The sequence below is a fragment of the Microbacterium sp. Y832 genome, from assembly GCF_057669765.1.
On the sequence record NZ_JBYHFM010000005.1, the window covers coordinates 58374 to 83437 of the forward strand.

General features: G+C 69.6%; 20 protein-coding genes and 1 tRNA gene. 15 read left to right on the forward strand and 6 right to left on the reverse strand.

Going from position 1 to position 25064, the window contains the following annotated elements; all coding sequences use genetic code 11:
- Nucleotides 1–37 precede the first annotated feature (37 nt).
- The 5 genes from rsmA to AC25YV_RS10885 all read left to right on the forward strand — a co-directional run bounded on the left by rsmA (nucleotide 38) and on the right by AC25YV_RS10885 (nucleotide 6173).
- Entirely contained in the window at nucleotides 38–883 is an 846-nt protein-coding gene (rsmA, locus tag AC25YV_RS10865; protein ID WP_488123865.1) for a 16S rRNA (adenine(1518)-N(6)/adenine(1519)-N(6))-dimethyltransferase RsmA, read from the forward strand.
- A 9-nt stretch (nucleotides 884–892) separates the two neighbouring features.
- On the forward strand, nucleotides 893–1960 hold the full coding sequence (locus AC25YV_RS10870; RefSeq protein WP_488123866.1) for an aldo/keto reductase: 1068 nt from the start codon (nucleotides 893–895) through the stop codon (nucleotides 1958–1960).
- Nucleotides 1957–2889 (forward strand): 4-(cytidine 5'-diphospho)-2-C-methyl-D-erythritol kinase, encoded by a 933-nt coding sequence (locus AC25YV_RS10875; protein ID WP_488123867.1) that lies wholly within the window; start codon nucleotides 1957–1959, stop codon nucleotides 2887–2889. The genes AC25YV_RS10870 and AC25YV_RS10875 overlap by 4 nt, the downstream gene beginning before the upstream one ends.
- A 33-nt stretch (nucleotides 2890–2922) precedes the next feature.
- A complete protein-coding gene (locus AC25YV_RS10880; RefSeq protein WP_488123868.1) occupies nucleotides 2923–4251 on the forward strand; it encodes a GNAT family N-acetyltransferase in 1329 nt (442 codons plus the stop codon).
- Between the two features lie 122 nt (nucleotides 4252–4373).
- Nucleotides 4374–6173: an ABC-F family ATP-binding cassette domain-containing protein gene (locus AC25YV_RS10885; protein ID WP_488123869.1), complete on the forward strand. Its 1800-nt coding sequence runs from the start codon at nucleotides 4374–4376 to the stop codon at nucleotides 6171–6173.
- Between the two features lie 46 nt (nucleotides 6174–6219).
- On the opposite strand, the gene AC25YV_RS10890 is transcribed toward AC25YV_RS10885, so the two are convergent.
- A complete protein-coding gene (locus AC25YV_RS10890; protein ID WP_488123870.1) occupies nucleotides 6220–8400 on the reverse strand; it encodes a CocE/NonD family hydrolase in 2181 nt (726 codons plus the stop codon).
- A gap of 395 nt (nucleotides 8401–8795) precedes the next feature.
- Between AC25YV_RS10890 and AC25YV_RS10895 the strand changes: the two genes are divergently transcribed.
- Nucleotides 8796–11621 (forward strand): M64 family metallopeptidase, encoded by a 2826-nt coding sequence (locus AC25YV_RS10895; protein ID WP_488123871.1) that lies wholly within the window; start codon nucleotides 8796–8798, stop codon nucleotides 11619–11621.
- 233 nt (nucleotides 11622–11854) lie between these two features.
- Nucleotides 11855–13225 (forward strand): NAD(P)-binding domain-containing protein, encoded by a 1371-nt coding sequence (locus AC25YV_RS10900; RefSeq protein ID WP_488123872.1) that lies wholly within the window; start codon nucleotides 11855–11857, stop codon nucleotides 13223–13225.
- Between the two features lie 43 nt (nucleotides 13226–13268).
- Here AC25YV_RS10900 and AC25YV_RS10905 read toward each other — a convergent pair whose 3' ends face one another.
- Nucleotides 13269–13766, reverse strand: a complete 498-nt coding sequence (locus AC25YV_RS10905) for a MarR family winged helix-turn-helix transcriptional regulator (protein WP_488123873.1) — start codon at nucleotides 13764–13766, stop codon at nucleotides 13269–13271.
- A gap of 62 nt (nucleotides 13767–13828) precedes the next feature.
- On the opposite strand from AC25YV_RS10905, the gene AC25YV_RS10910 reads away from it, so the two are divergent.
- The 6 genes from AC25YV_RS10910 to AC25YV_RS10935 all read left to right on the forward strand — a co-directional run bounded on the left by AC25YV_RS10910 (nucleotide 13829) and on the right by AC25YV_RS10935 (nucleotide 19300).
- Nucleotides 13829–13900 (forward strand) — tRNA-Gln (locus AC25YV_RS10910).
- A gap of 1 nt (nucleotide 13901) precedes the next feature.
- Entirely contained in the window at nucleotides 13902–15368 is a 1467-nt protein-coding gene (gene glmU, locus AC25YV_RS10915) for a bifunctional UDP-N-acetylglucosamine diphosphorylase/glucosamine-1-phosphate N-acetyltransferase GlmU (RefSeq protein ID WP_488123874.1), read from the forward strand.
- A complete protein-coding gene (locus AC25YV_RS10920; protein ID WP_488123875.1) occupies nucleotides 15343–16377 on the forward strand; it encodes a ribose-phosphate diphosphokinase in 1035 nt (344 codons plus the stop codon). Before glmU ends, AC25YV_RS10920 begins: the two co-directional genes overlap by 26 nt.
- A 20-nt stretch (nucleotides 16378–16397) precedes the next feature.
- Nucleotides 16398–16778 carry an FMN-binding protein gene (locus AC25YV_RS10925; protein WP_488123876.1) on the forward strand — a complete coding sequence of 127 codons (381 nt, stop codon included), beginning with the start codon at nucleotides 16398–16400 and terminating at the stop codon, nucleotides 16776–16778.
- A 5-nt stretch (nucleotides 16779–16783) separates the two neighbouring features.
- The gene (locus tag AC25YV_RS10930; RefSeq protein WP_488123877.1) at nucleotides 16784–17668 is read left to right on the forward strand and encodes an FAD:protein FMN transferase; all 885 of its coding nucleotides are present in this window, start codon (nucleotides 16784–16786) and stop codon (nucleotides 17666–17668) included.
- Between the two features lie 60 nt (nucleotides 17669–17728).
- A complete protein-coding gene (locus AC25YV_RS10935) occupies nucleotides 17729–19300 on the forward strand; it encodes an FAD-dependent oxidoreductase (protein WP_488123878.1) in 1572 nt (523 codons plus the stop codon).
- On the opposite strand, the gene AC25YV_RS10940 is transcribed toward AC25YV_RS10935, so the two are convergent.
- The 4 genes from AC25YV_RS10940 to AC25YV_RS10955 all read right to left on the reverse strand — a co-directional run bounded on the left by AC25YV_RS10940 (nucleotide 19294) and on the right by AC25YV_RS10955 (nucleotide 23487).
- Nucleotides 19294–20703 carry a sensor histidine kinase gene (locus tag AC25YV_RS10940; RefSeq protein ID WP_488124038.1) on the reverse strand — a complete coding sequence of 470 codons (1410 nt, stop codon included), beginning with the start codon at nucleotides 20701–20703 and terminating at the stop codon, nucleotides 19294–19296. The two genes, AC25YV_RS10935 and AC25YV_RS10940, sit on opposite strands and share 7 nt — an antisense overlap.
- Before the next feature lie 119 nt (nucleotides 20704–20822).
- Nucleotides 20823–21548 (reverse strand): response regulator transcription factor, encoded by a 726-nt coding sequence (locus AC25YV_RS10945; protein ID WP_488123879.1) that lies wholly within the window; start codon nucleotides 21546–21548, stop codon nucleotides 20823–20825.
- A gap of 128 nt (nucleotides 21549–21676) precedes the next feature.
- A complete protein-coding gene (gene gndA / locus AC25YV_RS10950; RefSeq protein WP_488124039.1) occupies nucleotides 21677–23104 on the reverse strand; it encodes an NADP-dependent phosphogluconate dehydrogenase in 1428 nt (475 codons plus the stop codon).
- Between the two features lie 254 nt (nucleotides 23105–23358).
- Nucleotides 23359–23487: a hypothetical protein gene (locus AC25YV_RS10955; RefSeq protein ID WP_488123880.1), complete on the reverse strand. Its 129-nt coding sequence runs from the start codon at nucleotides 23485–23487 to the stop codon at nucleotides 23359–23361.
- 257 nt (nucleotides 23488–23744) lie between these two features.
- Between AC25YV_RS10955 and AC25YV_RS10960 the strand changes: the two genes are divergently transcribed.
- Together AC25YV_RS10960 and pth are read left to right on the forward strand one after the other, a co-directional pair.
- Entirely contained in the window at nucleotides 23745–24368 is a 624-nt protein-coding gene (locus tag AC25YV_RS10960; RefSeq protein ID WP_488123881.1) for a 50S ribosomal protein L25/general stress protein Ctc, read from the forward strand.
- Between the two features lie 107 nt (nucleotides 24369–24475).
- Nucleotides 24476–25060, forward strand: a complete 585-nt coding sequence (gene pth, locus AC25YV_RS10965; RefSeq protein WP_488123882.1) for an aminoacyl-tRNA hydrolase — start codon at nucleotides 24476–24478, stop codon at nucleotides 25058–25060.
- The last annotated feature ends 4 nt before the right edge of the window (nucleotides 25061–25064 follow it).

Here is a 25064-nt window from a genome sequence, read left to right on the forward strand (position 1 = left end):
GGACGGAGAGCCTCTGCCACGTGACTACAGTTGACGCATGGCCGTGACTCTCCTCGGTGCATCCGAGATCCGCGCGCTCGCGGCAGAACTCGATGTCACCCCGACGAAGAAGCTCGGGCAGAACTTCGTCGTCGATGCGAACACCGTGCGAAAGATCGTGAACGTCGCCCGCGTCGCCGCGGGGGAGCGCGTCGTCGAGGTCGGACCGGGGCTGGGCTCGCTCACTCTTGCGATCCTCGAGACCGGGGCCGCCGTCACGGCCGTCGAGATCGATCACCGGCTCGCGGCGCGTCTGGAGGACACCGCCCGCGCGCACGGCGTGCCCGAGGGTGCGCTCACGGTCATCGACGCCGACGCGCTGCGGGTGACGGAGCTTCCGGGTGACCCCACGGTGCTCGTGGCGAACCTGCCGTACAACGTCAGCGTGCCCGTCCTGCTGCATTTCCTCGAGACCTTTCCGCGGCTGCAGCGCGGAGTGGTCATGGTTCAGGCCGAAGTGGGGGAGCGCCTCGCCGCCGGCCCCGGATCGAAGACCTATGGGTCGCCCAGCGTCAAAGCGGCCTGGTACGGAACCTGGCGCCTCGCCGGCACGGTGTCCCGTCACGTGTTCTGGCCCGTGCCCAACGTCGACAGCGTGCTCGTCGCCTTCGAGCGCGACGCCGAACCGCGGGGCACCGAGGACGAACGTCGCCGCACCTTCCGCATCGTCGACGCGGCCTTCCAACAGCGACGCAAGATGCTTCGCCAGGCGCTTTCCGAGGTCCTCGGCGGCTCGTCCGCGCACGCCAGCGCCGTGCTCGAGGCGGCGCACGTCGCCCCGACGGCGCGGGGCGAGAGCCTCACGGTCGAGGACTACCTGCGCATCGCCCGTGTCGATCACTAGCCTGGATCTGTGAGCGACGTGCCCTCCCGAACGCCTGACGGTGGAGACCTGCACCGTCCCTATACCGCTGCCGCGGACCGCTATCAGGATGTGCCGTACCGCCGTGTCGGATCGTCCGGGCTCGTCCTGCCCCCCGTGTCGCTCGGTCTGTGGTGGAACTTCGGCGACAACATCGCCTTCGACGATCAGCGCGCTCTGCTTCGCCACGCGCTGGACAGGGGCATCACGCACTTCGACCTCGCCAACAACTACGGCCCGCCGTTCGGCTCGGCCGAAACGAACTTCGGCCGCATGATGCGTGAGGATTTCGCGCCCTACCGGGACGAGCTCATCATCTCGTCCAAGGCCGGTTATCGCATGTGGCCCGGTCCCTACGGCGACGGCGGATCGCGCGGCTACCTGCTCTCCAGCGCCGACCAGTCCCTGCAGCGCATGGGTCTGGACCACGTCGACATCTTCTACTCGCACCGGTTCGACCCGCACGTTCCGCTGGAGGAGACGATCGGAGCCCTCGACACGCTCGTGCGCGCGGGCAAGGCGCGCTACGTCGGGGTGTCGTCGTATGACGCGCTGCAGACGGCGCAGGCCGCTGCGATCGCGCGGTCGATGGGTACGCCGCTGGTCATCCACCAGCCGTCGTACTCGGTCCTGGACCGCTGGATCGAGGACGGCTTGACGGACGTTCTGGACCAGGAGGGAATGGGCGCGATCGCGTTCGTCCCGCTGGCGCAGGGCCTGCTCACCGACAAGTACCTCGCGGGCACCCCCGCCCAGCGGTCGCAGAAGCGCGCATCGCTCCCTGACCGTCCGCTGACCCCCGCCGGCCTGGCGCGGCTGCGGGGCCTCGACGAGATCGCGCAGCAGCGCGGCCAGTCGCTGGCCCAGCTGGCGCTGCAATGGGTGCTGCGCGAGAGTGTCGTGGCATCCGCTCTCATCGGTGCGTCCCGCCCCGCTCAGATCGACGAGAACCTCGCCGCCCTCGAGGGCGCGCCCTTCACCGCTGACGAACTCGCCCGCATCGATGCGCTCGGCGAGGGCGGTCAGCGAGACCTGTGGCAGGAAGCGGAGGACACGTGACGCACGCATTCGTGAACGACGACGTGCGTGTGCGCGCGCCCGGCAAGCTCAACGTGTTCTTCGAGGTCGGGCGCGTGCAGGAAGACGGATACCACGACGTCGCGTCGGCGTACCAGGCGGTGTCGCTGTACGAAGACGTCGTGGCCTCGCACTCCGACGAGTTCACCATGTCGGTGTCGGGTTCGGTCGATGTCACGGGCGTGCCGCTGGATGACCGCAACCTCGCGGTGCGCGCCGCGCGACTGGTCGCGCAGAGGGCGAACTACACGGGGGGCGTGCACCTCGACATCGTCAAGCATGTGCCGGTCGCCGGAGGCATGGGCGGCGGCTCGGCCGACGCCGCCGCCGCGCTCGTCGCGTGCGACGCCCTGTGGGGGACCGACCTCGGCGGTGCCGAGCTGCACCGCCTCGCCGCCCGCCTGGGCGCCGATGTGCCCTTCGCTCTGCTCGGGGGCACGGCGGTCGGCACGGGCCGGGGCGATCGCTTGAGTCCCGCACTCGCGAAGGGGCGGTTCGACTGGGTCATCGTGCCCTCGGACGACGGCCTGTCCACGCCGCGGGTCTATGGGCACCTCGACGAGCTGCGTGAAACCACAGACGCCCCCCGTCCGGACCGCACGCCTGACGTCGCGCCGCCCGTGCTGCAGGCGCTGCGCGCGGGGGATGCCGCGGCGCTGGCAGACGCGCTGAGCAACGACCTGCAGACGGCGGCGCTGTCGCTGCGACCCGACCTGCGCGAGCTGCTCGAACTCGGCGAGTCGAGTGCGTCGGCGCTCGCGGGTATCGTGTCGGGATCCGGGCCGACGATCGCCTTCCTTGCGAGCGATGCCGAGGGGGCGATCGACCTTCAGGTGACGCTGTCGGCCGCGGGCTATGACGCCCTGCACGTGCACGGTCCCGTCGCGGGTGCCCGCGTCGTCCACACCTGACCTGTCGACCGCGACCTACCGAGGAGAACGCCCATGAACCTGTTCGACGACGCCGCCCGTGCGGCGTTCCGCGAGGGAGCAGCGGATGCCGTATCGGCCGAGCGGCTCGCCACGAGCGGGCTGGAATATCGCCGCGTCGCCGTCGACTCCGACGGCTTCGCGCCGTGGCTGCAGGTCGTCCGCCGCGGGTTCCAGGACGGCGAGCGCACCGACGAGCAGGTCGCGGCGGTCCGCGAGCGCAGTGGGTACCGGCGACTGACGGGCGTCTACGACCCGACGGCGCCCATGGCCGACGCGCCCGTCGGCACGATCGCGTCGTGGATCTCCGAGCTCACGGTGCCCGGTGGCGGCGGCATCGCCTCGTGCGCCATCTCCGCCGTGACGGTCTCGCCCACGCACCGCCGCCGCGGGATCGCGCGGGCGATGCTCGAGGGTGAGCTGCGCGCCGCGCGGGATGCCGGTGTGCCGGCGGCGATGCTCACGGTGAGCGAGTCGACGCTCTACGGCCGCTACGGCTTCGGACCCGCGGCGATGAGCGCGTCGGTGCGGATCGAGACGGCGCGCGCCGGATGGATCGGACCGCGCCCCGACGGGCGGGTCGACTTCATCACCCGCGAGCGGGCTCGCGAGCTCATGCCCCTCGTGCACGAGCGGTCGCGCCTGCGCGTCGCGGGCGAGATCGAGATCCCGGACTCCCACTGGGACGGCTTCGCCGGTACGCGCCCCGACACCGAGAAGGCCCGCGACAAGCGGGCCGTGCAGTACACGGATGCTGCGGGCGAGGTGCGCGGCGTGGCGGTGTACGCCGTCCGCGAGAACCACGACGACTTCACGAAGGCGACGGCCTCGGTGCACTACCTCGTCGCGGACGGCGATGACGCGTACGCGGCGCTGTGGCGGTTCCTGCTCGAGCTCGACCTCGTGGCCGAGGTGCGCGCCGAAGAGGTCTCGGTCGATGAGCCGCTGCGGTGGATGATCGCCGACCAGCGTGCGGCGGTCGTGACGGTTCAGGACCACCAGTACGTGCGCATCCTCGACGTCGAAGGGGCCCTCGAGGCACGGCGGTATGCGTCGCCGGGCCGGCTCGTGCTCGAGGTCACCGACCCGCTGGGCTTCGCGGCGGGGCGATACCTGCTCGATGTCGCCGACGACGGCGCGGCCCGGGTGTCGCGTGTCGACGGTGACGCACCTGTCGACGCGCTTCCGGTCGCGCTCGGTGCCGCTGAGCTCGGCGCGGTCTACCTCGGCGGGGTCTCGCTTGCGACCCTCGCCGCCGCCGGACGGGCCGAGACCCCCGACCCGATCCGCGCCGCGGCGATCCTGTCGTGGCCGTCGTCGCCCCGCCTGTCGTTCTGGTACTGACCCCGTAGGCCCTCACCGCGCGCCGGCGGGCGGCCGTCCGCCGCCGTGAACATCGGGTGAATCCCGCAGCCTCGGCCCCTGGTGCACTCTCGGGCTCACGGGGGGCATAGCCTGGAAGGAATATGGCGCATCTTCTCGGGGCGGAAGCCCTGCACCTCGAGTTCCCGACCAAAGTCGTCTTCGACTCCGTCTCGCTGGGCATCGACGAAGGCGATCGGATCGGCGTCGTCGGCCGCAACGGCGACGGCAAGTCCAGCCTTCTCGCGATGCTCGCCGGCAGACTCGAACCCGACGGCGGCCGGGTCACCGTGCGCGGCGGCGTGCGCGTCGGCGTGCTCGATCAGTCCGACACTCTGGGTGAGACCGGCACGGTCGCCGAAGCCGTCGTCGGCGACACGCCCGAGTACGAGTGGGCGGGCTCGCCGCGCGTGCGCGACGTCATCTCGGGGCTCCTCGCCGACATCGCGTGGGACGGTCCGGTCGCTGGCCTGTCCGGCGGTCAGCGCCGTCGTGTCGCGCTCGCGCAGCTTCTCGTCGGCGACCACGACGTGATCTTCCTCGACGAGCCGACGAACCACCTCGACGTCGAGGCGATCGCCTGGCTCGCCGACCACATCAAGCGCCGCTGGCCGGCCAATCAGGGCGGACTGCTCGTCGTGACGCACGACCGGTGGTTCCTCGACGAGGTGTGCACGGCGACGTGGGAAGTGCACGACCGCATCGTCGAGCCCTTCGACGGCGGGTACGCCGCGTACATCCTGCAGAGGGTCGAGCGCGACCGTCAGGCGGCGACGATCGAGGCGCGGCGCCAGAACCTCGCCCGCAAAGAGCTGGCGTGGCTGCGACGAGGAGCCCCCGCGCGCACGTCGAAGCCGAAGTTCCGCATCGACGCCGCCAACGAGCTCATCGCCGACGTGCCCGAGATCCGCGACAAGACCGAGCTGCAGTCTCTCGCCGTCACCCGGCTCGGCAAGGACGTCGTCGACCTGCTCGACGCGTCGGTCTCGTACGGCGACCGTGAGGTGCTGCACCCCGTCGAATGGCGCATCGCGCCGGGGGAGCGCACCGGCATCCTGGGTGTCAACGGCGCCGGCAAGTCCACCCTGCTCGGGCTCGTCTCGGGTGAGGTCGAACCGACGACGGGCCGCGTCAAGCGAGGCAAGACCGTCAAGGTGGCCACGCTGACGCAGCGCCTGGACGAACTCGAGGAGCACCTGAACGACCCGGTCCGCGTCGTGATCGCGAGCTTGCGGACGTCGTACACGTTCGGCGCGGGCTCGAAGGCGCAGGAACTCACCCCCGGTCAGCTGCTCGAGCAGATGGGCTTTTCGAGCGTTCAGCTCTCAACGCCGGTCAAGGACCTCTCGGGCGGCCAGAAGCGGCGCCTCCAGCTGCTGCTGATCCTGCTCGAGCAGCCGAACGTGCTGATCCTCGACGAGCCCACCAACGATCTCGACACCGACATGCTCGCCGCCATGGAGGACCTCCTCGACACGTGGCCGGGCACGCTCCTCGTCGTGAGCCACGACCGATACTTCATCGAGCGGGTCACCGATCAGCAGTTCGCGATCCTCGGCGGGCGCCTGCGTCACCTGCCCGGCGGCGTCGATGAGTACCTGCGCCTGCGCGAGCGCGAGCGCAACGCTCCTGCAGCGGACCGGGCTGCGGCATCCGCTGACACACCGGATGCACCGCGGCTGGGCGGCGCCGAGCTGCGGGCCATGCAGAAGGAGCTCGCCTCGCTCGAGCGTCGACTCGCGAAGCTCGAGCAGCAGATCGCCGCCGCGCGCGCGGCGCTGGCAGACCACGACCAGGCCGACTACGAGGGCCTCGCCGCCGAGATGGCGAAGATCACGGCGCTCCAGGCCGACCGGGATGCCGTCGAGGAGCGCTGGTTCGAGCTGTCCACCGTCGAGGAGTGAGCGGCAGGCGGCGGGGTGCGAGAGCGCACCCCCGCCGCCTCTGGACTCAGCGCGCCGAGTAGGGCGCCTTCTTGATGACGGTGATCGTCTCACCGTCGACGACACCGGTCACCGTGACGGTCGCCTCGCCCGCGCCGACCGAGGTCGCACGCGTGTTGAACGACACGCTGACGGTCTTGCCGGACGCGACCGAGGCGAACCTCTTCGTGCCGAACTCCGTCTCGACGGTGATGTCCACCGCGCCCTCGGCGTCGTTGCCGACCGTGACGCTCACGTAGGCCGTGCCGCCGAGCGTGCGCGTCGTGGCCGTCGCCGCTCCGGCGAGCGCTTCGACCCCGGCATCCGATGCCGCCTGGGTCCCGCCGACGACGGGGAGGCTGATGCGGCTCACCTTCGTGTCGACGGTGATCTCGGGGCGGGATGCCAGTGTCTCGACCGAGTACGACCGGTACGAGCCGACCAGGATCACGCCGATGCGGTTTCCCTCGGTGAACGTGTAGTCCTCGGGGAGCATCGGGAAGCTGAGGCTCTCGGGCACACCCGGCACGAGCGGCGTCGCCTCCTCGAGCGAGAAGCGGTTGCGGGCATCCATCGCGCCCTTCGTGACGCGCCACTGGTCGGTCGTGATGGGACGGTAGTCCACGATCCGGTAGCAGGCGTCATCGTGCTCGGACGCCTCACCGTGGCACGTCTCGGGTGCCGTCGTGTTCTGCCGGATGCCGTCGCCGGTGCGGTCGTTCTGCCTGCTCGGGCCGTACTCGACGAGCATCGCGCCGACATAGGCGACGTCCTGGCTCGAGGCGGCCGTCAGCTCGACGACGGGGGTTCCCGAGATGCGCAGATCCCGGGCGAGCGGCTCCGACAGGAAGGCCAGCCGCGATGCCGACGTCGCCTGCGGGTTCGCCATCGCCTGCGCCTCGGTCTGGCGCGAGTCATCGACGAACGAGGCCGACGACGCTTCGCCCGGAGCGGGGGTCAGGGCGAACGACCCGGCCCCGTCTCCGTTGTGGCGAAGATAGAACTCCACGTGCTCTGTCCCTGCGATGGGCCAGTCGGCGTGCTGCTCCCACTCGCCGCCGGCGACCTCGACATCGACCATCGGCTCGTCGTCGATGCCGTTGTCGATGCCGTGCAGGTAGTGGTCGAACCAGCGGTGCAGGGTGTCGACCCATTCGCCGCGGCGGAAGTCGAAGGGCTCGATGTGGCCCGTGCGTGAGAGCCACATCTTGCGCTCGACGTCGTGGGCGCCCAGGGCTGCCCACATCTTCGAGGCGTGATCGGCGCGCACGTTCTCCTCCTGCAGGCCGTGCACGAGGAAGACCGAGGCGGTGACCTTGTCGACGTCGTCGAGGTAGTTGCGCTCGTACCAGAACGGCGAGTAGTCGCCGTTCTCGTCGCCGTCGGCGGCGTCGATCTCATCCCACACCGGTGCGCACCGGGCCTGGCGCGCGCGGTCGTCGTTCGTGATCGTCGTGGCGAGGGACCGCAGGTAGTTGCCCCCACGCTGCACGAGCCCGTTCGTGCGGGTGTAGTCGTAGTAGTTGTACGGCCCGCCGATCGGCACGACGGTCGCAAGACCCTCGACGCCCGAGACGGCGGCTCCCATCGCCAGCGCGCCGTCGTACGACTTGCCGATCATGCCGGACTTGCCGTTGTGCCAGTCCACGACGACGGGGTCGCCGTTCGCATCGACGGCGGTGTTGCGACCGTTGAGCCAATCCACGACGGCGGGCCCCGAGAGGTTCTCGGACTCGCCCTGGATCGTCGGACACCCTGTCGATCCGGCGGTCCCGGTCATGTCCACGAGCGCGACGGCGTATCCGCGCGGCACGAAGTAGTTGTCGTAGTACAGCGGCCACCGGTCGTTGAGCCCGTCGCCGTCGACATCGGCTTTGAGCTCGGACTCGTTGCCGCGTCCGAGCGTCGTGTAATAGGGGGAGTTGTCGATGATGACCGGGGCTTTCAGGCCGTCTTCGGTCGCGGCCGGGCGCATGATGTCGACTCGGATCACGTCTTCGACGCCGTCGCGGTCGCTGTCGATGCCTGCCTTCACCCAGACGCGCTCGCGTACGGCGTCGGCATAGCCGTGCACCGGCTGGGTCACGCCGTCGGCGACGACGATCTCGGGGGGCGCGGTGGTGCTGGCGGTCGCGGGGTGGGTCGCCGTGGCGGCGACGAGGCCGGCGCACACCAGGGCAGCCGCGGCTGCGGGCGTTCTGAGTCTCACGGTGGAGGGTCCCTTCTTCGACGATGTCGGGGTCCGTGCACGTGCCCGCCTCACCGCGGGCATCGTGCGTAGCGGTTGCGTTGATCGACGGGATTCCGTGGTGCTGTCACGACGTCGTGCCGCGTGGAATCCGTCGACGGTGCCCGAATCGTCGCAGGGCCATCAGTGATATGTCAAATATTACTAACCGCGGGCGTCCGTCCGTGGTCGTTGTCGGAGCGCTTCAGTAGTGTGTAACACGTCACCGGGCGCCCGCCCGGAGACCCCTGCACCCCTACGAAGCGGTGTGGATCCGTGATGGCGCACCGACGCGTCCCCGGAAGAGGAAGGTTCACGTGTTGAAAACCCCCAGAAGAGCGTCATCGAGGATCGGCGCGGTACTCGCGACGGTCGCGATGACCGCAACGCTCGTCGTCGGCGGTGCCGCGACAGCGACGGCGACAGCGGTCGACCCGCTGCCCGAGCCAAATGTCGTGCCGATCCAGGTGACCGGCGACCCCAGCGAGCGATTGAACCTCGTCGTCTTCGGCGACGGCTACCAGGCTGACCAGCAGAGCCTGTTCATGGCCGACCTCGACCGCAACCTCGGCGTGCTGTGGGGGACCGAGCCCTTCCGCAGCTACAAGAACTACATCAACATCTACGCCGTGCAGCTCGCCTCGATCGACTACGGCGTGCACTGCGACCCCGACGGCCGTGTGCGTCACCCCGACGGCACGATCCGCGACACCGGCGAGCGTGAGGGACCCCTCGCCACCAAGAACACGGCCCTGCGCCTCACGCTGAGTGGCTGCAGTGACCCGCTCGCCCGGGGCATCACCTACGGCCGCGCCCCCGTCGACTGCGCGTCGCAGGCGGGCCGCTACCCCGAGGGCGTCAACCCCTGCGAGACGGGCATCGAGGCTCAGCGCCGGATCCTCGACGACTACGTCGCTCCGCTGCTGGGCATTCCGCGCACGGCGCAGAACGTCCAGACGCTGGCCTTGGCCAACACCTTCACGTACGGCGGCATCGGCGGACGCGACGCGACGACCTCCGCGGGCTCCCCGCAGGGACCCGTCGTCTCGCTGCACGAGCTCGGCCACTCGCTCGGCACGCTGCGCGACGAGTACCCCTACAACTCGCGCGACATCGTCCGTTCGTGCTACACGGGTGCTGAGTCGGGCACGAGCTTCCACCACACGACGTACACGTCCGAAGAGCAGATGATTGCCGACCAGCACAAGTGGTTCCGCTGGCTCGGCGAAGAGAGCCGCTCAGGCGGCCGAATCGGCCTCTACGAATCCGGCGGCCTGTACCCCTGTGGCCAATTCCGCCCGAGCGAGCACTCGATGATGCGCTGGGTCGGATACGACTTCGATCAGATCGGCCTCGAGCACATGGTCGCCCGCATCACGGGCCTGCGCGACTCGGGCCAGATGGTCGTCACGTCGACGCCCGAGGGCGTCGTCCCCGCCGACAGCGCCCTGTGGACCGAGTCCGGCCAGCCGCGCTTCCACGAGCTCACGGTGACGTGGCGCAACGGCGGTCCCGAGGGCGAGATCATCGCCTCAGGCCCCGAGCGCAGCCTCGATCTCGGAGAGCTCGACCTGCCCGAGGGCACGATCGTCCACGTCGAGGTTCGTGACCCCGTCGGTCCCGACGGCATCGACTGGGTCCGCATCCCGTCGACGAACAACACGGCAACCGACTCGGGATACAACGGTCCGCGCTTCGTGCAGACCCGTCAGTGGACCATCGGCGCAGAGGCCGTCGTTCCGTCCGCTCCCGGTGCAGAGATCACCTCGGCGAGCCTCACTGCCACGCCGCTCGCACACGACGAGGTCGTCTTCGTCCGGACGAACCACCCGAGCGACCGCATCCCCACGGTGACGTGGAAGATCGACGGCGTCGAGGTGCAGTCCGGCACGCGCACGACGCTCGATCTGGGCGCTCTCGATCTCGGTTCGGGAACCTACGACCTGACGGTTTCGGTCACCGACCCGGCACACCCTGACGTCGCTCCGGCGACCCAGGCGTGGAAGATCGACGCCGTCATGCCCACCGCGCCGCGGACGCTGTCCGAGTCGCTTGCGACCTCGACGACCGACGCGCACCCGATCTACTTCGGGGGATGGGACATGAAGCTCGACCCGACGGATTCCACCGTCGGGTACGACAGCGAGCGCTACGTCGTCGGCCAGTTGCGCCTCAACGGCGACGGATGGCTCGACTACTCGGGCTTCCCCGAGCAGCCGATGCCCGACTCGCCGTTCCGCTTCCGTCACTCCGGCACCGACCTGAAGGCTCTCACCTACGGGAACCTCGGCTCGGGTGGACTGAGCAAGGCCGCGTTCGAGCAGACCCTTCCGGATGACCACCCGCTGGGCGGCTTCATCCCCGGGTTCGGTACGCACCTCGTCGAGCACCGCGCAATCGACGCCGCCGGCAACATCGGCGATGCCGACTCGTACACCGCGACGGCACTGCCCGGCGAGGCTCTCGAGTGCACTCAGACGCTGACCGGCTCGCTCGAGTCCGTGACGCTGACCGAGGGTGCCACGTGCATCACGGATGCCGACATCGCCGGGGCCCTCACCGTCGCCGACGGTGCCTCTGCCCTGGTGACCGACACGGTCATCTCGGGCGCACTCGCCGTGAACGACGCCGAGACGTTCCAGATCTTCGGATCGACCGTCGAGGGCGCCGCGACCATCAGCGGCGTCGAGCGCGACGTCACCGCGGCGGGCACGACGTTCCGTCGTGGCGTCGAGCTGTCCGGCAACACGCAGGTCACCGCCAACGAGCGCTTCAGCAGGCTCGCCGGTGCGTACGGTCCCGTGTTCGCAGGCAACACCGTGTACGGCACGCTCACCTGTGACGCGAACAGCGCCGCGCTGAGTGACTTCGGCGCGACGAACGCCCTGGGTGGCGCGACGGTCGGTGACTGCGGAGAGCTCGCAGACTCGCTCACCGTCACGGCCGGCACCGCGACGCGCTCGCTCGGCAGCACGGCGTACGTGACCGTCTCGGTCACGAACGACGGGGATGCCCCGGTGAACATCAACGTCGCGACGGCCTTCGGCAAGAAGTCGTTCTCGTCGGTCGCACCGGGCAAGACCGTCGCCGTCTCGCTCAACTCACGGTCGGCGTCGGTCGCCGACGGTGAAGCGACCGTGACGGTGACGAACCTCGAGACGGGCGAGACCTTCACGGTCTTCACCCCATATCAGGGCTCGTAGCCGATCCTCTCCAGAACACTGCGCGGGTCTGTCCCTTCGGGGGCGGGCCCGCGCAGTGTTTCGTGGTGACCGTGACCTCTGGAAAGGGCCTCTGATCGCGTGCTTGATACCCTGGAAAACGGTCAGCACCGATACCCGAACGGTGCGCGTGGTGCTTCTTCCCCGTGCCGCAGCGGTGCCGACGTATGCGATGACGCAGATGCAAATGACACGTAACTAGAGGATACGAATACATGAGAATAGCGATTATCGGCGCCGGTCCCAGTGGGATGGCGCAGCTGCGAGCCTTCCACGCGGCAGAGCAAGCGGGCGCAGAAGTTCCCGAGATCGTCTGCTTCGAGAAGCAGGAGGACTGGGGCGGCCAGTGGAATTACACGTGGCGCACGGGTCTCGATGAATTCGGCGAGCCGGTCCACTCCAGCATGTACCGCAACCTGTGGTCCAACGGCCCCAAGGAAGCCCTGGAGTTCGCGGACTACAGCTTCGATGAGCACTTCGGAAAGCCGATCTCGTCCTATCCGCCGCGTGAGGTGCTGTGGGACTACATCAACGGCCGCGTCGAGAAGGCCGGCCTGCGCACAGCGGTGCGCTTCAACACGGTCGTTCGCTGGGTGGACTACGACCCCGAGACCGAGACGTTCACACTCGCGAGTGAAGACCTCGTCAAGGGCACGACGACCAGCGAGCAGTTCGATCGCATCATCGTGGCGTCCGGTCACTTCTCGTTCCCGTCCCAGCCTGAGATCGCCGGTGTCGAGACGTTCCCCGGCATCATCATGCACGCGCATGACTTCCGTGGCGCGGAGGCGCTCAAGGACCGCACCGTCCTGGTGGTCGGCTCGAGCTACTCGGCCGAGGACATCGGCAGCCAGGCCTACAAGATGGGCGCCGGCCGCGTCATCGCGAGCTATCGCACGCAGCCCATGGGATACGACTGGCCCGAGGGGTTCGAAGAGCGTCCGCTCATCGATCGCTTCGAGGGATCGACGGCGCATTTCTCGGACGGCAGCGTCGCCGAGATCGACGCGGTCATCCTGTGCACGGGCTACTTGCACAAGTACCCGTTCCTTCCCGACGAGCTCGCCCTGGAATCGCGCAACTGCGTCTACCCCGCGGGGCTGTACAAGGGTGTCGTGTGGCAGGACAACCCGCACGTGTTCTATCTCGGCGCGCAGGACCAGTGGTTCACCTTCAACATGTTCGACGCCCAGGCCTGGTTCGTGCGCGATGTCATCCTCGGCGGCATCCGGCTTCCGGATGCCGCGACGCGGCAGATCGACATCGATCAGTGGCTCGCGCGGTTCCACGCGATCGCCAGCGCCGCCGATGAGATCCGCTTCCAGGGCGACTACATCCGTGACCTGATCGATGCGACGGACCACCCGATGTTCGACATCGATGAGGTCGTCGAGATCTTCCTGGCGTGGAAGCACGACAAGGCCGAGGACATCATGGGCTACCGTGACCGCACTTACCGCTCGGTCATGACCGGAACGATCGCCGTGCAGCACCACACGCCGTGGATCGACGAACTCGATGACAGCCTCGAGCGCTACCTCGACGAGTCGGCCGGCGCTGACCTCGCGGAGTCCGTCGGACGCTGACCTGTGGCATCCGGGCCCGGTGGTGACGCCGGCCCGGATGCGCTCAGCGGTCGAAGCCGAGGCTCAGCTTTCGCAACAGCCCGGCGAGGCGATCGCGGTCGGCGCGGGAGAGAGTCGCGAGCAGCGTCGCCTCGGCGTCGACGAGGCGCGTGATGGCCGCATCGACGCGCAGGCGTCCGTCATCGGTGATCGTGACGAGGATGCTGCGCCCGTCGTCGGGGTCGGCTTCGCGTCGCACGAGCCGCCGCGCCACGAGCCGATCGATGCGGTTCGTCATCGTGCCGCTGGAGACGAGCGTCTGCTGCAGCAGTTGCTTGGGGCTCAGCTGAAACGGCTCACCCGCGCGCCGCAGAGCCGACAGCACGTCCCACTCCCACGGCTCCAGGTCGCTGCGGCGGAACGCATCGCGACGCGCGCGATCGAGGTGGCGAGAGAGCCGGTCGACGCGCGAGAGCACTTCCAGCGGCGAGAAGTCGAGGTCGGGGCGCTGCGCGACCCACGCCTCGACGATGCGATCGACTTCGTCCGACTTATCCGCCACCCGCCCATCATCCCATCCGCCTTCCACGTGGCAGACTTGTCGGGTGCCGCGGTGGCGGCCGGTCCGCCGTGGTGTAACGGCAGCACGACAGCCTTTGGAGCTGTTAGGCCCAGGTTCGAATCCTGGCGGCGGAGCATGTCGAACACGCACACACCGCTGGCCGTCGTCGTCCTCGCCGCGGGGCAGGGCACCCGTATGAAGTCGGCGCTGCCCAAGGTGCTGCATCCGATCGGCGGGCTTCCGCTGGTCGGGCACGTCGTGCGCACGGCTCGCGCGCTCTCACCCGCCGCCGTGCTCGTCGTCGTGCGGCACGAGCGCGACCGTGTCGCGCAGGCCGTGGTCGACACCGACCCCGAGGCCGTCGTCGTCGATCAGGACGACGTCCCCGGCACCGGCCGCGCCGTCGAGATCGCGCTCGAGGCGATCCCCGCCTTCGACGGGGATGTGCTCGTGCTGAGCGGCGATGTGCCGCTGCTGGACGCGGACACCCTCGAGATGCTGCTTCGGACGCACCGTGAGCGTGCCGCCGCCGCGACCGTGCTGAGCGCCATCCTCGATGAGCCGACCGGTTACGGCCGCATCATCCGCGACGCGTCGGGCGCTGTCGAGCGCATCGTCGAGCAGAAGGATGCCACGCCCGAGGAGCGCGCCGTCACCGAGATCAACGCGGGGGTCTATGTCTTCCGCGCGGCGTCGCTGCGCACGCAGCTCGCGCGCGTGGGCACCGCCAACGCGCAGGGCGAGATGTACCTCACCGATGTCGTGGGCCTGCTGCGCGGTGCCGACGAGCCGGTCGCCGCGGCACCGGCCCCCGACGCCGCCGTCGCGCTCGGGGTCAACGACCGCGTGCAGCTGGCCGAGGCGGCGCGTCTGCTCAATGCCCGCACGGTGCGACGCTGGCAGCTCGAAGGCGCGTCGATCCTCGACCCCGCGACGACATGGATCGACGTCGACGCGACGCTCGCGCCCGATGTCACGGTCCTGCCGAACACGTATCTGCTGCGGACGACGACGATCGCCTCGGGCGCGGTCATCGGACCCGACACGACGCTGTCCGACTGCGAAGTGGGGGAGGGTGCGACCGTCAAGCGCACCGACGCGACACTGGCCGTCATCGGCGCAGGTGCGACGGTCGGACCGTTCTCGTACTTGCGGCCCGGCACGATCCTCGGCGAGAACGGCAAGATCGGAACGTTCGTCGAAACGAAGAACACCACGATCGGCGAGGGCAGCAAGGTTCCTCATCTGTCCTACATCGGCGACGCGACGATCGGCCGCCGTGTGAACCTCGGTGCCGGCGCCATCACCGCCAACTACGACGATCTCGCCAAGCACCGCACCGAGGTCGGCGACGAGGTACACACGGGGTCGCATAACGTCTTCGTCGCGCCGGTTAGAATCGGAGATGGCGCGAAGACCGGGGCGGGAGCCGTCGTTCGCAAGGACGTTCCCGCGGGTGCCCTGGCACTGAGCGTCTCACCTCAACGCAACGTCGAGGGGTGGGTCGAGATGAACAGACCGGGAACCGGAGCCGCGGACGTCGCGGCCAAGGCTCGGTCCGCACAGAAAGCGGACGATGGGGCGCAAGAGCAAGACGGCTGACCGCGACAACGCGCGGGACATGGCCCCGGGCCTGGTAGCGAAGACCAAGAAGCGGCTCGTCGTCGCGTCGGGCCGTTCGCACCCCGAACTGGCGGCCGACGTCGCCGAGGGTCTGGGTACGAAGCTCGTTCCGACCGAGTACCGCACGTTCGCGTCGGGAGAGATCCTGACCCGCTTCGAGGTGTCGATCCGCGGATGCGACTTCTTCCTCATCCAGAGCTTCGGGCCGCCGGTCAACGAGTGGCTCATGGAGACGCTCATCATGCTGGATGCCGCCAAGCGCGCTTCCGCGAAGCGCGTCACGGTGGTCATGCCGTACTACCCCTACTCGCGTCAGGACAAGAAGGGTCGCGGTCGCGAGCCGATCAGCGCCCGACTCGTGTCCGACCTGCTGCGCACCGCGGGCGCGGATCGGATCATGAGCGTCGACCTGCACGCCGCGCAGATCCAGGGCTTCTTCGACGGCCCCGTCGACCACCTGTTCGCCAAGCCTGTGCTGTTGGAGTACTTCGAGAACACGCTCTCAGAGGAAGACCGCGCCAAGCTCACCATCGTCTCTCCCGACACCGGCCGCGTGCGCGTCGCCGACCTGTGGTCGGACAGTCTCGGCGCGCCGCTGGCGATCATCCACAAGCGCCGCGACCCGAACATCGCCAACCAGGTGTCCGTCAACGAGATCGTCGGGCACGTCGAGGGTCGGGTCTGCTTGCTGGTCGACGACATGATCGACACGGGTGGCACGATCGTGAAGGCGGCCGAGGCTCTCAAGAAGAGCGGCGCCGAGCGCGTCATCGTCGCCGCGACGCACGCCATCTTCAGCGCTCCCGCCACTGAGCGTCTGCAGAGCGAAGCGATCGACGAGGTCGTCGTCACCGACACGGTCCCGCTGCCGCCCGAGAAGCGCTTCCCGAGCCTCACCGTCCTGCCGATCGCTCCGCTGCTCGCCCGCGCGATCCACGAGATCTTCGAGGACGGTTCGGTCACGAGCATGTTCGACGGGGCGGCGTGATCGCTCGTACTCGCGTGGTCATGGCGACCGCGCTCGGTGTGGCTGGTGCGTTCGGTCTCGCGGGGTGCGGTTCCGCCGAACCCGACGGTGAGCGCTCCACAGGGCAGTACGCCGACGGCACCTACACGGCGCAGGGTTCGTACGCGACGCCCGAGACGGTCGAGACGATCACGGTGACCCTCACGCTCGCCGATGAGGTCGTGACCGACGTGAGCGTCGTCGGAGACCCGCAACGCGCCGAGTCGGGGCAGTTCCAGTCGCAGTTCATCGGCGGCATCTCTGACGAGGTCGTGGGAAAGCCGCTCGATGAGATCTCGGTCAGCCGCGTCGCCGGGTCCTCGCTCACCAGCGGCGGCTTCGCCGAGGCGCTCGGGGCGATCAAGGCCGACGCCGCGGGCTGACGCACGTGTCGCCGCGCTCGCAGTGGGGCTTCACCGCCATCGGCACGGTGTGGCACATCGAGACCGCCGATCCGGTGCCCAGCGCCGTGCGTGACCGCGTGGCATCCGTCATCTCGTCGTTCGATGCCGCCTGGTCGCGCTTCCGCCCCGATTCGCTCATCAGCCTGCTCGCGCGTGACGGGGGAGAGGTGCCTGCGCCCGCGGACACCCGCGCCATGCTCGACGTCTACGTCGCTCTGGCCGAGGCGACGGCCGGCGCCGTGCAGCCCCTCGTCGGCGACGCGCTCGCGCATCGCGGATACGACGCGGACTTCTCTCTCGTCGATCGCGGCGCGCAGCCCGCGGCCGCCGACTGGCGCGACCTGCTCACCTGGAGCGAGCACCATCTCGGCCTGCGGCATCCCGCCCTCATCGATGTCGGCGCGGTCGGCAAGGGTCGTCTCGTCGACCTCGTCGCGGACGTCCTCACCGGCGCGGGATGCCGAGATGCCGTCGTCGACGCCGGCGGCGACATCGCGGTGCGGGGTACGCGCGAGCGGATCGGGCTCGAGCACCCGTTCGACGCTCGCCGCGCGATCGGGGTGTGGCAGATCGAGGATGCCGCGCTGTGCGCCTCGGCGACGAACCGGCGCGCGTGGGGCGAGCGCCTGCACCACGTGCTCGATGCCCGGACGGGGGAGCCCGTGCGCGCGATCGCGGCGACGTGGGCTGTGGGCGAGACGGCGCTGCGGGCCGACGCGATCGCGACGGCGCTGTTCTTCGACGGCGGTCCTCGGCTCGCCCACGCCTGGGGCGTCGAGTGGGTGCGGATGAGCACCGACGGTCGGGTGCAGTGGTCGCCCGGCTGCGGTGCAGAGCTGTTCGGTGCGGGCAGTACCGTGGAACGGTGACCGACACGTCTTCGCCGCGCCTCCGTTCGTCTGCCGACCTCTCTCGTGAGGTGGTGTGACGTGCTGGGCTCGCTGACCGTCCTCTGGAGCCGGGTCTTCGCGGTTCTCGGACGTGTATCGATGTACCGGCTCGTGATGCTCGCGCTCGCCGCGCTGGCTGCCGTCGCCTTCGTGCTGTCGTTCTTCGGTCTGGTCGCCCCCGGTCCGCTCGAGCTGATCGCGACGCTCGCGGTGCTCTCGGTCGTGTGCGTGGGGGTGGATGCCGCGGCTCAGCGGATCCTCTCGCTGCCGTGGCGTCTGGAGTCCTCGCTCATCACGGCGCACATCCTGCTCTTCGTGCTGCGCCCGACGCTCGACCTCGCGGGACTGGCCGGGATCGCGCTGGCAGCCGCCGTGGCATCCCTCTCGAAGTACATCCTGGCGTGGCAGGGCCGGCACATCCTCAACCCCGCCGCCGTCGGCGCGACGGTGCTGACGTTGGTCGCACTGGCCGTGCCATCGCTCGGGATGCCGTCGTGGTGGGTCGGCACACCCGCGATGGCCGTACCCGTCGCGCTGCTCGGCATCGTGGTCCTGTGGCGCACAGAGAAGCTGCGGGTGATCGGTGTCTTCCTCGTCGTCGCGGTCGGCGTCGCCGTCGTGCGCACGGCGGCGCAGTATCAGGCGGCGGGGGTGTCGACCGAGGTCGGCGACATCTTCTGGCCGATCCTGTCGTCTTCCCCCTTCCTCTTCCTCGGCGCGTTCATGCTCTCCGAGCCCCTCACCCTGCCGCCGCGTCGTCGCCAGCAGTTCATCGTCGCCGGCGTCGTGGGCCTTCTCGCGGGCTGGCCGATCGATCTCGGAGCGATCACTCTCGGGCAGGAGCGGGCGCTGCTCATCGGCAACCTCGTCGCCTTCGCGTTCGCGGTGCGCTCGTCGGTGAGCCTCGTGCTCGAATCACGCGCACAGCTCACCCCGACCGTCCGCGAGATCACCTTCCGCGCCCGTCGTCCTCTGCGGTTCGTGCCGGGGCAGTACCTCGAGCTCGAAGTGCCCCACCACCACCCTGATGCCCGCGGAACACGGCGCGAGTTCAGCATCGCCTCGGCGCCGCAGGACATGCCCTTCGTGCGCGTCGCCTTCCGCGAGGCGCCGAGCTCCGGGGCGAAGCCGCCGAGCTCGTACAAGCGCGCGCTGGCGGCCGTCGAACCCGGAACCGCGCTGCCCGTCACGGGCGTGTGGGGCGACTTCGTGCTGCCCCGGCGCACGAGCGCGCCCCTGCTGCTGGTCGCCGCCGGCATCGGCGTGACGCCGTTCGTGTCGCAGCTGCGTGCCGCGAAGCTCGCCGACGAGGCACGCGACGTCATTCTCGTGTACGTGGCCTCCGAGGCGTCCGAGCTCGCCTACCGCTCCGACCTCGAGTCGACGGGCGTGCCCGTGGTCGTCTTCACGCGGGATCGGCCCGAGGATCTGCCGTCCCACTGGATGTGGGCGCGGGGTGTCCGGCTCGACGCCGAGGGCCTCGTGCGCGTCGTACCCGACATCACCTCACGGCACGCCTACATCTCCGGGCCGGCCGGGCTGATCGCCGACCTCGCGCCCGCCCTCGAGCGCGCGCGCTCGATCACGACCGACGCCTTCAGCGGCTACTGAGCGGGGTGCGCGCCCGGGTCAGCCGGTCGCGCCGCAGGAAGCCTCAGCTCGAACGTCGTGTCGCCCGGTGCCGACCGCACCGACAGCGACCCGCCGTGTGCGCGGGCGATCGCCTGCGCGATCGACAGCCCGAGGCCCGTGCCGCCGGTCTGCCGCGCACGCGAGCGGTCGCCGCGCGCGAAGCGCTGGAACAGCTCGTCGGCGACGGCGGGGTCGATCCCCGGGCCGTCATCGTGCACGCGCACGACGGCGTCTCGGCCGTCGTGGCGCACCGAGACCGCGACGTGCGTGCCCGCGGGCGTGTGCACGCGCGCGTTGGCGAGCAGGTTGGCCACGACCTGCGTGAGCCGCCCGGTGTCTCCCGCCACGACGACGGGCTGCTCGTCGAGATCGAGCGACCAGTCATGATCGGATGCCGCCGCCCGCGCGTCGCCCGTCGCATCGATCACGAGCCGCGAGAGGTCGACAGAGCCGTAGACGAGCTCTTGTCCCTCATCGAGCCGGGCGAGCAGCAGCAAGTCCTCCACGAGCGCCGTCATGCGCAGCGACTGCGCCTGAATGCGCTCGAGCGAGGCCTCCGTCGTCTCGCGCGCAATGGTGTCCGCGGCCGCCCCGCCCGATCCCTGCGCCTGCCGCAGGGATCGCAGCGACAGCTCGGAGTACCCCCGGATCGAGGCGAGGGGCGTGCGCAGCTCGTGGCTCGCATCGGCGACGAAAGCCCGCATCCGCTCTTCGTTGCGCTGACGCGCATCGAGCGAAGCCGCGACGTGATCGAGCAGCGTGTTGAGCGCCGCGCCGACGCGTCCGACTTCGGTGCGCGGGTCGGCCTGCGTGGCCGGCACGCGTTCGGTGAGCGACACGGTGCCCTCGGCCAGGGGCAGCGCCGACACCCGCGCTGCGGTGTCGGCGACGGCCCGAAGCGGCGCGAGTCCCACGCGGATCGTCCACGCCGTCGCGACGCTGAGCAGCATCAGTCCGCCGAGGGTGAGCAGAGTGATCGTCGTGAGCATCTGTCCGATCGTGGCGGCGACATCGGCGCGCGACAGGCCGACGAGCACGACGGTGGCCCCCGCACGCAGTCCCTCGAGCCGGTACGTCCCGACACCGTCGATCGACGCGACGATGGGTCCCTCGACGCGCAGTCCCTGTTCGATCTGAGAGATCTGATCGTCATCGAGCGCCGTGACGCTGCCGTCCTCGGTGACGACGGCGGCCGTCGCGTCTCCGAACGGCGACGAGATCGCCAGCAGCGATCCGACCGGCTGTGGATTCTCGCGCAGCACGTCAGCGGCGGACAGGCCCGCGTTCAGCAGGGGCCCGATCCACAGCGCCGTGCGGTTCGCCGTCGCGGTCAGCTGCGCGTTGAGGCGCTGCTCGAGCACGGTGCCGAGGATCGCGCTCATCGCGACGGCGACGAGCACGAGGATGAGCGAGACGATCGAGACGATCGTGATGATGAGGCGGTTCTGCAGGGTCCAGGGCCGTCGGCCTTTCGGTGACGCCGGGGGAGCGGCATCCGACGTCACTGCGGGGCCTTGATCATGTACCCGACGCCGCGCACGGTATGGATGAGGGGTTCGCGGCCCGCATCGATCTTCTTCCGCAGGTACGAGATGTACAGCTCGACGACCGATGAGCGCCCGCCGAAGTCGTAGTTCCACACCCGGTCGAGGATCTGGGATTTCGACACGACGCGGCGCTGGTTGCGCATCAGGAAGCGCAGCAGCTCGAATTCGGTCGCCGTGAGTTCGATCTCTGTTCCCGAGCGCTCGACTTCGTGGCTGTCCTCGTTGAGCGTGAGATCGCCGACGCGCAGGATGGGCTCACTGCCGCTCGTATGCGCCGTTCCTGCGCGGCGCATGAGGCCGCGTAGACGCGCCACGACCTCTTCGAGGCTGAAGGGCTTCGTGACGTAGTCGTCGCCGCCCGCGGTGAGACCCGCGACGCGGTCGGCGACGGCGTCCTTCGCCGTGAGGAAGAGCACGGGCACGTTGTCACCCGAGTGGCGCAGGCGCTGCAGCACGGCCATCCCGTCGAGGTCGGGCATCATGACGTCGAGGACCATGGCGTCGGGCTCGAACTCGCGCGCGGCCTGCAGCGCCTCGGTGCCCGAAGACGCGGCACGCACCTCCCAGCCCTCCATGCGCAGCGCCATGGCGAGCAGGTCGGTGAGCATCTGCTCGTCGTCGACGACGAGCACGCGCAGGGCCGTGCCGTCGGGCCGGCGCAGAGTGGGGGTTGCGTTCACGCTTCCCATTGTGGGCTGTTCCCCGGGTCTGGCCTACGCCCCGCGCTCGGCACTGTCTATGCACTTCCTATGAGCCCGATGACCGAGACCGCTCTCGGCGGCCGGTGTCTCGGGGTCACGGGCGCGCGTCAGTGCGTGTCTTCGGCCTCGATCTCGGTGCGGTCCCCCGACCAGAGGGTGTGGAAGGTGCCCTCGCGGTCGATCCGCCGATAGGTGTGCGCACCGAAGAAGTCGCGCTGGCCCTGGATGAGCGCCGCCGGCAGTCGTTTGGCGCGGATGCCGTCGTAGTAGGCCAGCGACGAGCTGAATGCGGGGGAGGGGATGCCGCTGACGGCGGCATCGGCGACGATGCGGCGCCATGCCCCCTGTGCCCGGCCGAGCGCTTCGTCGAAGTACGGAGCGGCCATGAGCAGGGGCAGACCGGGGTCTTGCGTGTAGGCGTCGGCGATCCGGTTGAGGAACTGGGCGCGGATGATGCAGCCCGCGCGCCAGATCTTCGAGATGGCGCCGAGGTCGATCGCCCAGCCGTACTCGGCGGCGCCGGCGCGGATGAGGTCGAATCCCTGCGAGTACGCGACGATCTTCGACGCGTACAGCGCCAACCGCACGTCTTCGATGAACGCCTCGACGTCGGTGACGTCGAGGTCGCCGTCGGGGCCGGGCAGGTTCGCGCCATACGGACGCTGGGCGCCCTGTGCCGAGAGAGACCGGGCGAACGTGGCTTCCGCGATCCCGGACACCGGCACGCCGAGGTCGAGGGCGGTCTGCACCGTCCATGCCCCGGTGCCCTTCGCGCCCGCCTGGTCGGCGATGACGTCCACGAGCGGTTCGCCGGTGGAGGCGTCGGTCTGGCGGAGGACTTCGGCGGTGATCTCGATCAGATACGACTCGAGCTCGCCGGTGTTCCACTGCGTGAAGATGTCCGCGATCTGGGCGGGGCTCTTGCCGGTGGCCCGCCGGATCAGGTCGTACGCTTCGGCGATCAGCTGCATGTCGGCGTACTCGATGCCGTTGTGCACCATCTTCACGAAGTGTCCGGCGCCGTCGTGGCCGACGTGCGTCACGCACGGCTCGCCCTCGGCGACCGCCGCGATCGAACGCAGGATCGGGCCGAGCGTGGTCCAGGACTCGTCGGATCCGCCGGGCATGAGCGAGGGACCGAGCAGCGCGCCTTCCTCGCCGCCGGAGACGCCCATGCCGACGAAGTTGACGCCCGTGTCCCGCACGGCCTTCTCGCGGCGGATCGTGTCGGTGAACAGCGCATTGCCGCCGTCGACGATGATGTCGCCCGGCTCGAACACCGACACGAGCGCGTCGATCACGGCGTCGGTGGCGGGGCCGGCTTTCACCATGATGACGGCCGTGCGCGGACGCACGAGCGACGCGGCGAACTCCTCGTACGACGACGTGGCGACGAAACCGGCTTCGGGGTGCTCGGTGACGAGCTCGTCGGTCTTGGCGTAGGTGCGGTTGAACACCGCGACGGTGTTCCCCTCGCGCGAGGCGAGGTTGCGCGCCAGGTTCGAGCCCATCACCGCCAGGCCGACGACACCGATGTTCGCCGTCGCGGAGACCGCGGCATCCGGCCCTTCGGGCGAAGGAACGGGACGGTCGACCTCTTCGGGCCGCGGAGCGCCCTCGTGGGCGGGAGCCGAGCCCGGCTGGTCGTCGCGATCGGTCGAGATGTCGTTGCTGTGGGAGGGGTCGGTCTGCGGCACGCGTGCTCCTGGGATCGATGAAGGGACGATTCGGTGCGCAACGCGTGACGCGATCGCGCGGGGATGGCGGCGCGCCCACCGCGCCGGGGCGCTCAGCTGTTGCGGTACCCCGAGCGGCCGAGCGACCACAGGGCGCCGGCGAGGGCGATCAGTCCGAGGGCGCTCAGGAGGCTGATGAGCCCCAACATGAGGGTCGTGGCGAGCTGGGTATCGATGGTCACGGGGTCCTCCGGGGTCGGGGCAGGATGGTCCGTTCCTCATCGTAGCGGGAGCGCTGGTAGACTCGTGGAGGACTTCGGCGAGGGATCGTCGCTTGCCGCCCCGGCGGTACGTGACGGAATCCGTTATCGACGGGGGTGTGCAGGCCTTTCGGGTTTCCTCACGCACTCGCGTTCGAGTCGAGACCCCCATCTACGTGGGCCCGCGACTCGCGCGGTGCCCGAGAGCAGACGGGCCGCGTGCCCTAAGGAGAAACATCATGTCGAACGAACTCGACAACAAGGTCGCCACCGAGACCCGCCACAACTTCGGCAAGGGCTTCGCCCGTCGCCTCCGCGCCGAGGGCAAGATCCCCGCCGTCATCTACGGTCACGGAACCGACCCCGTGCACGTCGCGCTGCCGGGCCACCAGGTCTCGCTGCTCGTGCGCCGCGCCAACGCGCTGCTCGACCTCGACATCGAGGGCTCGTCGCAGCTGACGCTCGTCAAGGACGTGCAGCGTGACCCGGTACGCCAGATCATCGAGCACATGGACCTGCTCGTCGTGAACAAGGGCGAGAAGGTCCACGTCGACGTTCCCGTCGCGATGGTGGGCGAGTCCGCCCCGGGCACGATCGCCAACCTCGACGCCGCGACGATCCTGCTCGAGGCCGAGGCGACCCACATCCCCGAGGGCATCGAGGTCAACATCGACGGCCTCGAGGACGGCACGCACATCACCGCCGCCGACCTCACGCTGCCCAAGGGCTCGTCGCTCATCGCCGACCCCGAGACGCTCATCGTCGCCATCTCGGTGCCCGCCGCCGCGATCGCCGCTGAAGAAGAGATCGCCCAGGACGACGCCGCCCTCGCCGCCGAGCAGTCGGCCGAGAGCGCAGAGTAAGACTCCGAAAGCTCATGAAGGGGTGCGTCGTCCGATCGGGCGACGCACCCCTTCGGTGTTGGGACGGGCGGCGCTGAGTCGTGTGGCGTTCGGGCAGGATGGTGGACATGGCAGATGCATGGCTTGTCGTCGGCCTCGGCAACCCCGGGCCGCGCTACGAAACGACCCGGCACAACGTCGGGCAGCTCGTCGTGGATGAGCTCGCGGCACGGCGCGGTGAGGGGTTCAAGGCGCACAAGGCGAATGCCCGGGTCGTCGAGACGTGGCTGCGGCCGGGGGGTGCGAAGCTCATCCTCGCGAAGCCGAACTCGTTCATGAACGTCTCAGGAGGGCCCGTCGCGGGGCTCGCGAAGTTCTACGGCATCGATGCCGACCATGTCATCGTCGTGCACGACGAGCTGGACATCCCGTTCGACACCCTGAAGCTGAAAACAGGCGGCGGCCACGGTGGTCACAACGGTGTGCGCGACGTCGCGAAGGCTCTCGGCACTCCGGATTTCCCGCGCGTGCGGGTCGGCATCGGCCGGCCCCCCGGGCGTCAGGATGCCGCGGACTGGGTGCTCGATCCCTTCGGGGCGACGGAGCGCAAGACGCTGCCGATCCTGCTCTCCGACGCCGCCGATGCCGTCGAGCAGCTCGTCGGCGAGGGACTGCTCGCGGCGCAGCAGAAGCATCACGCCCCACGCGTCTGAGGCG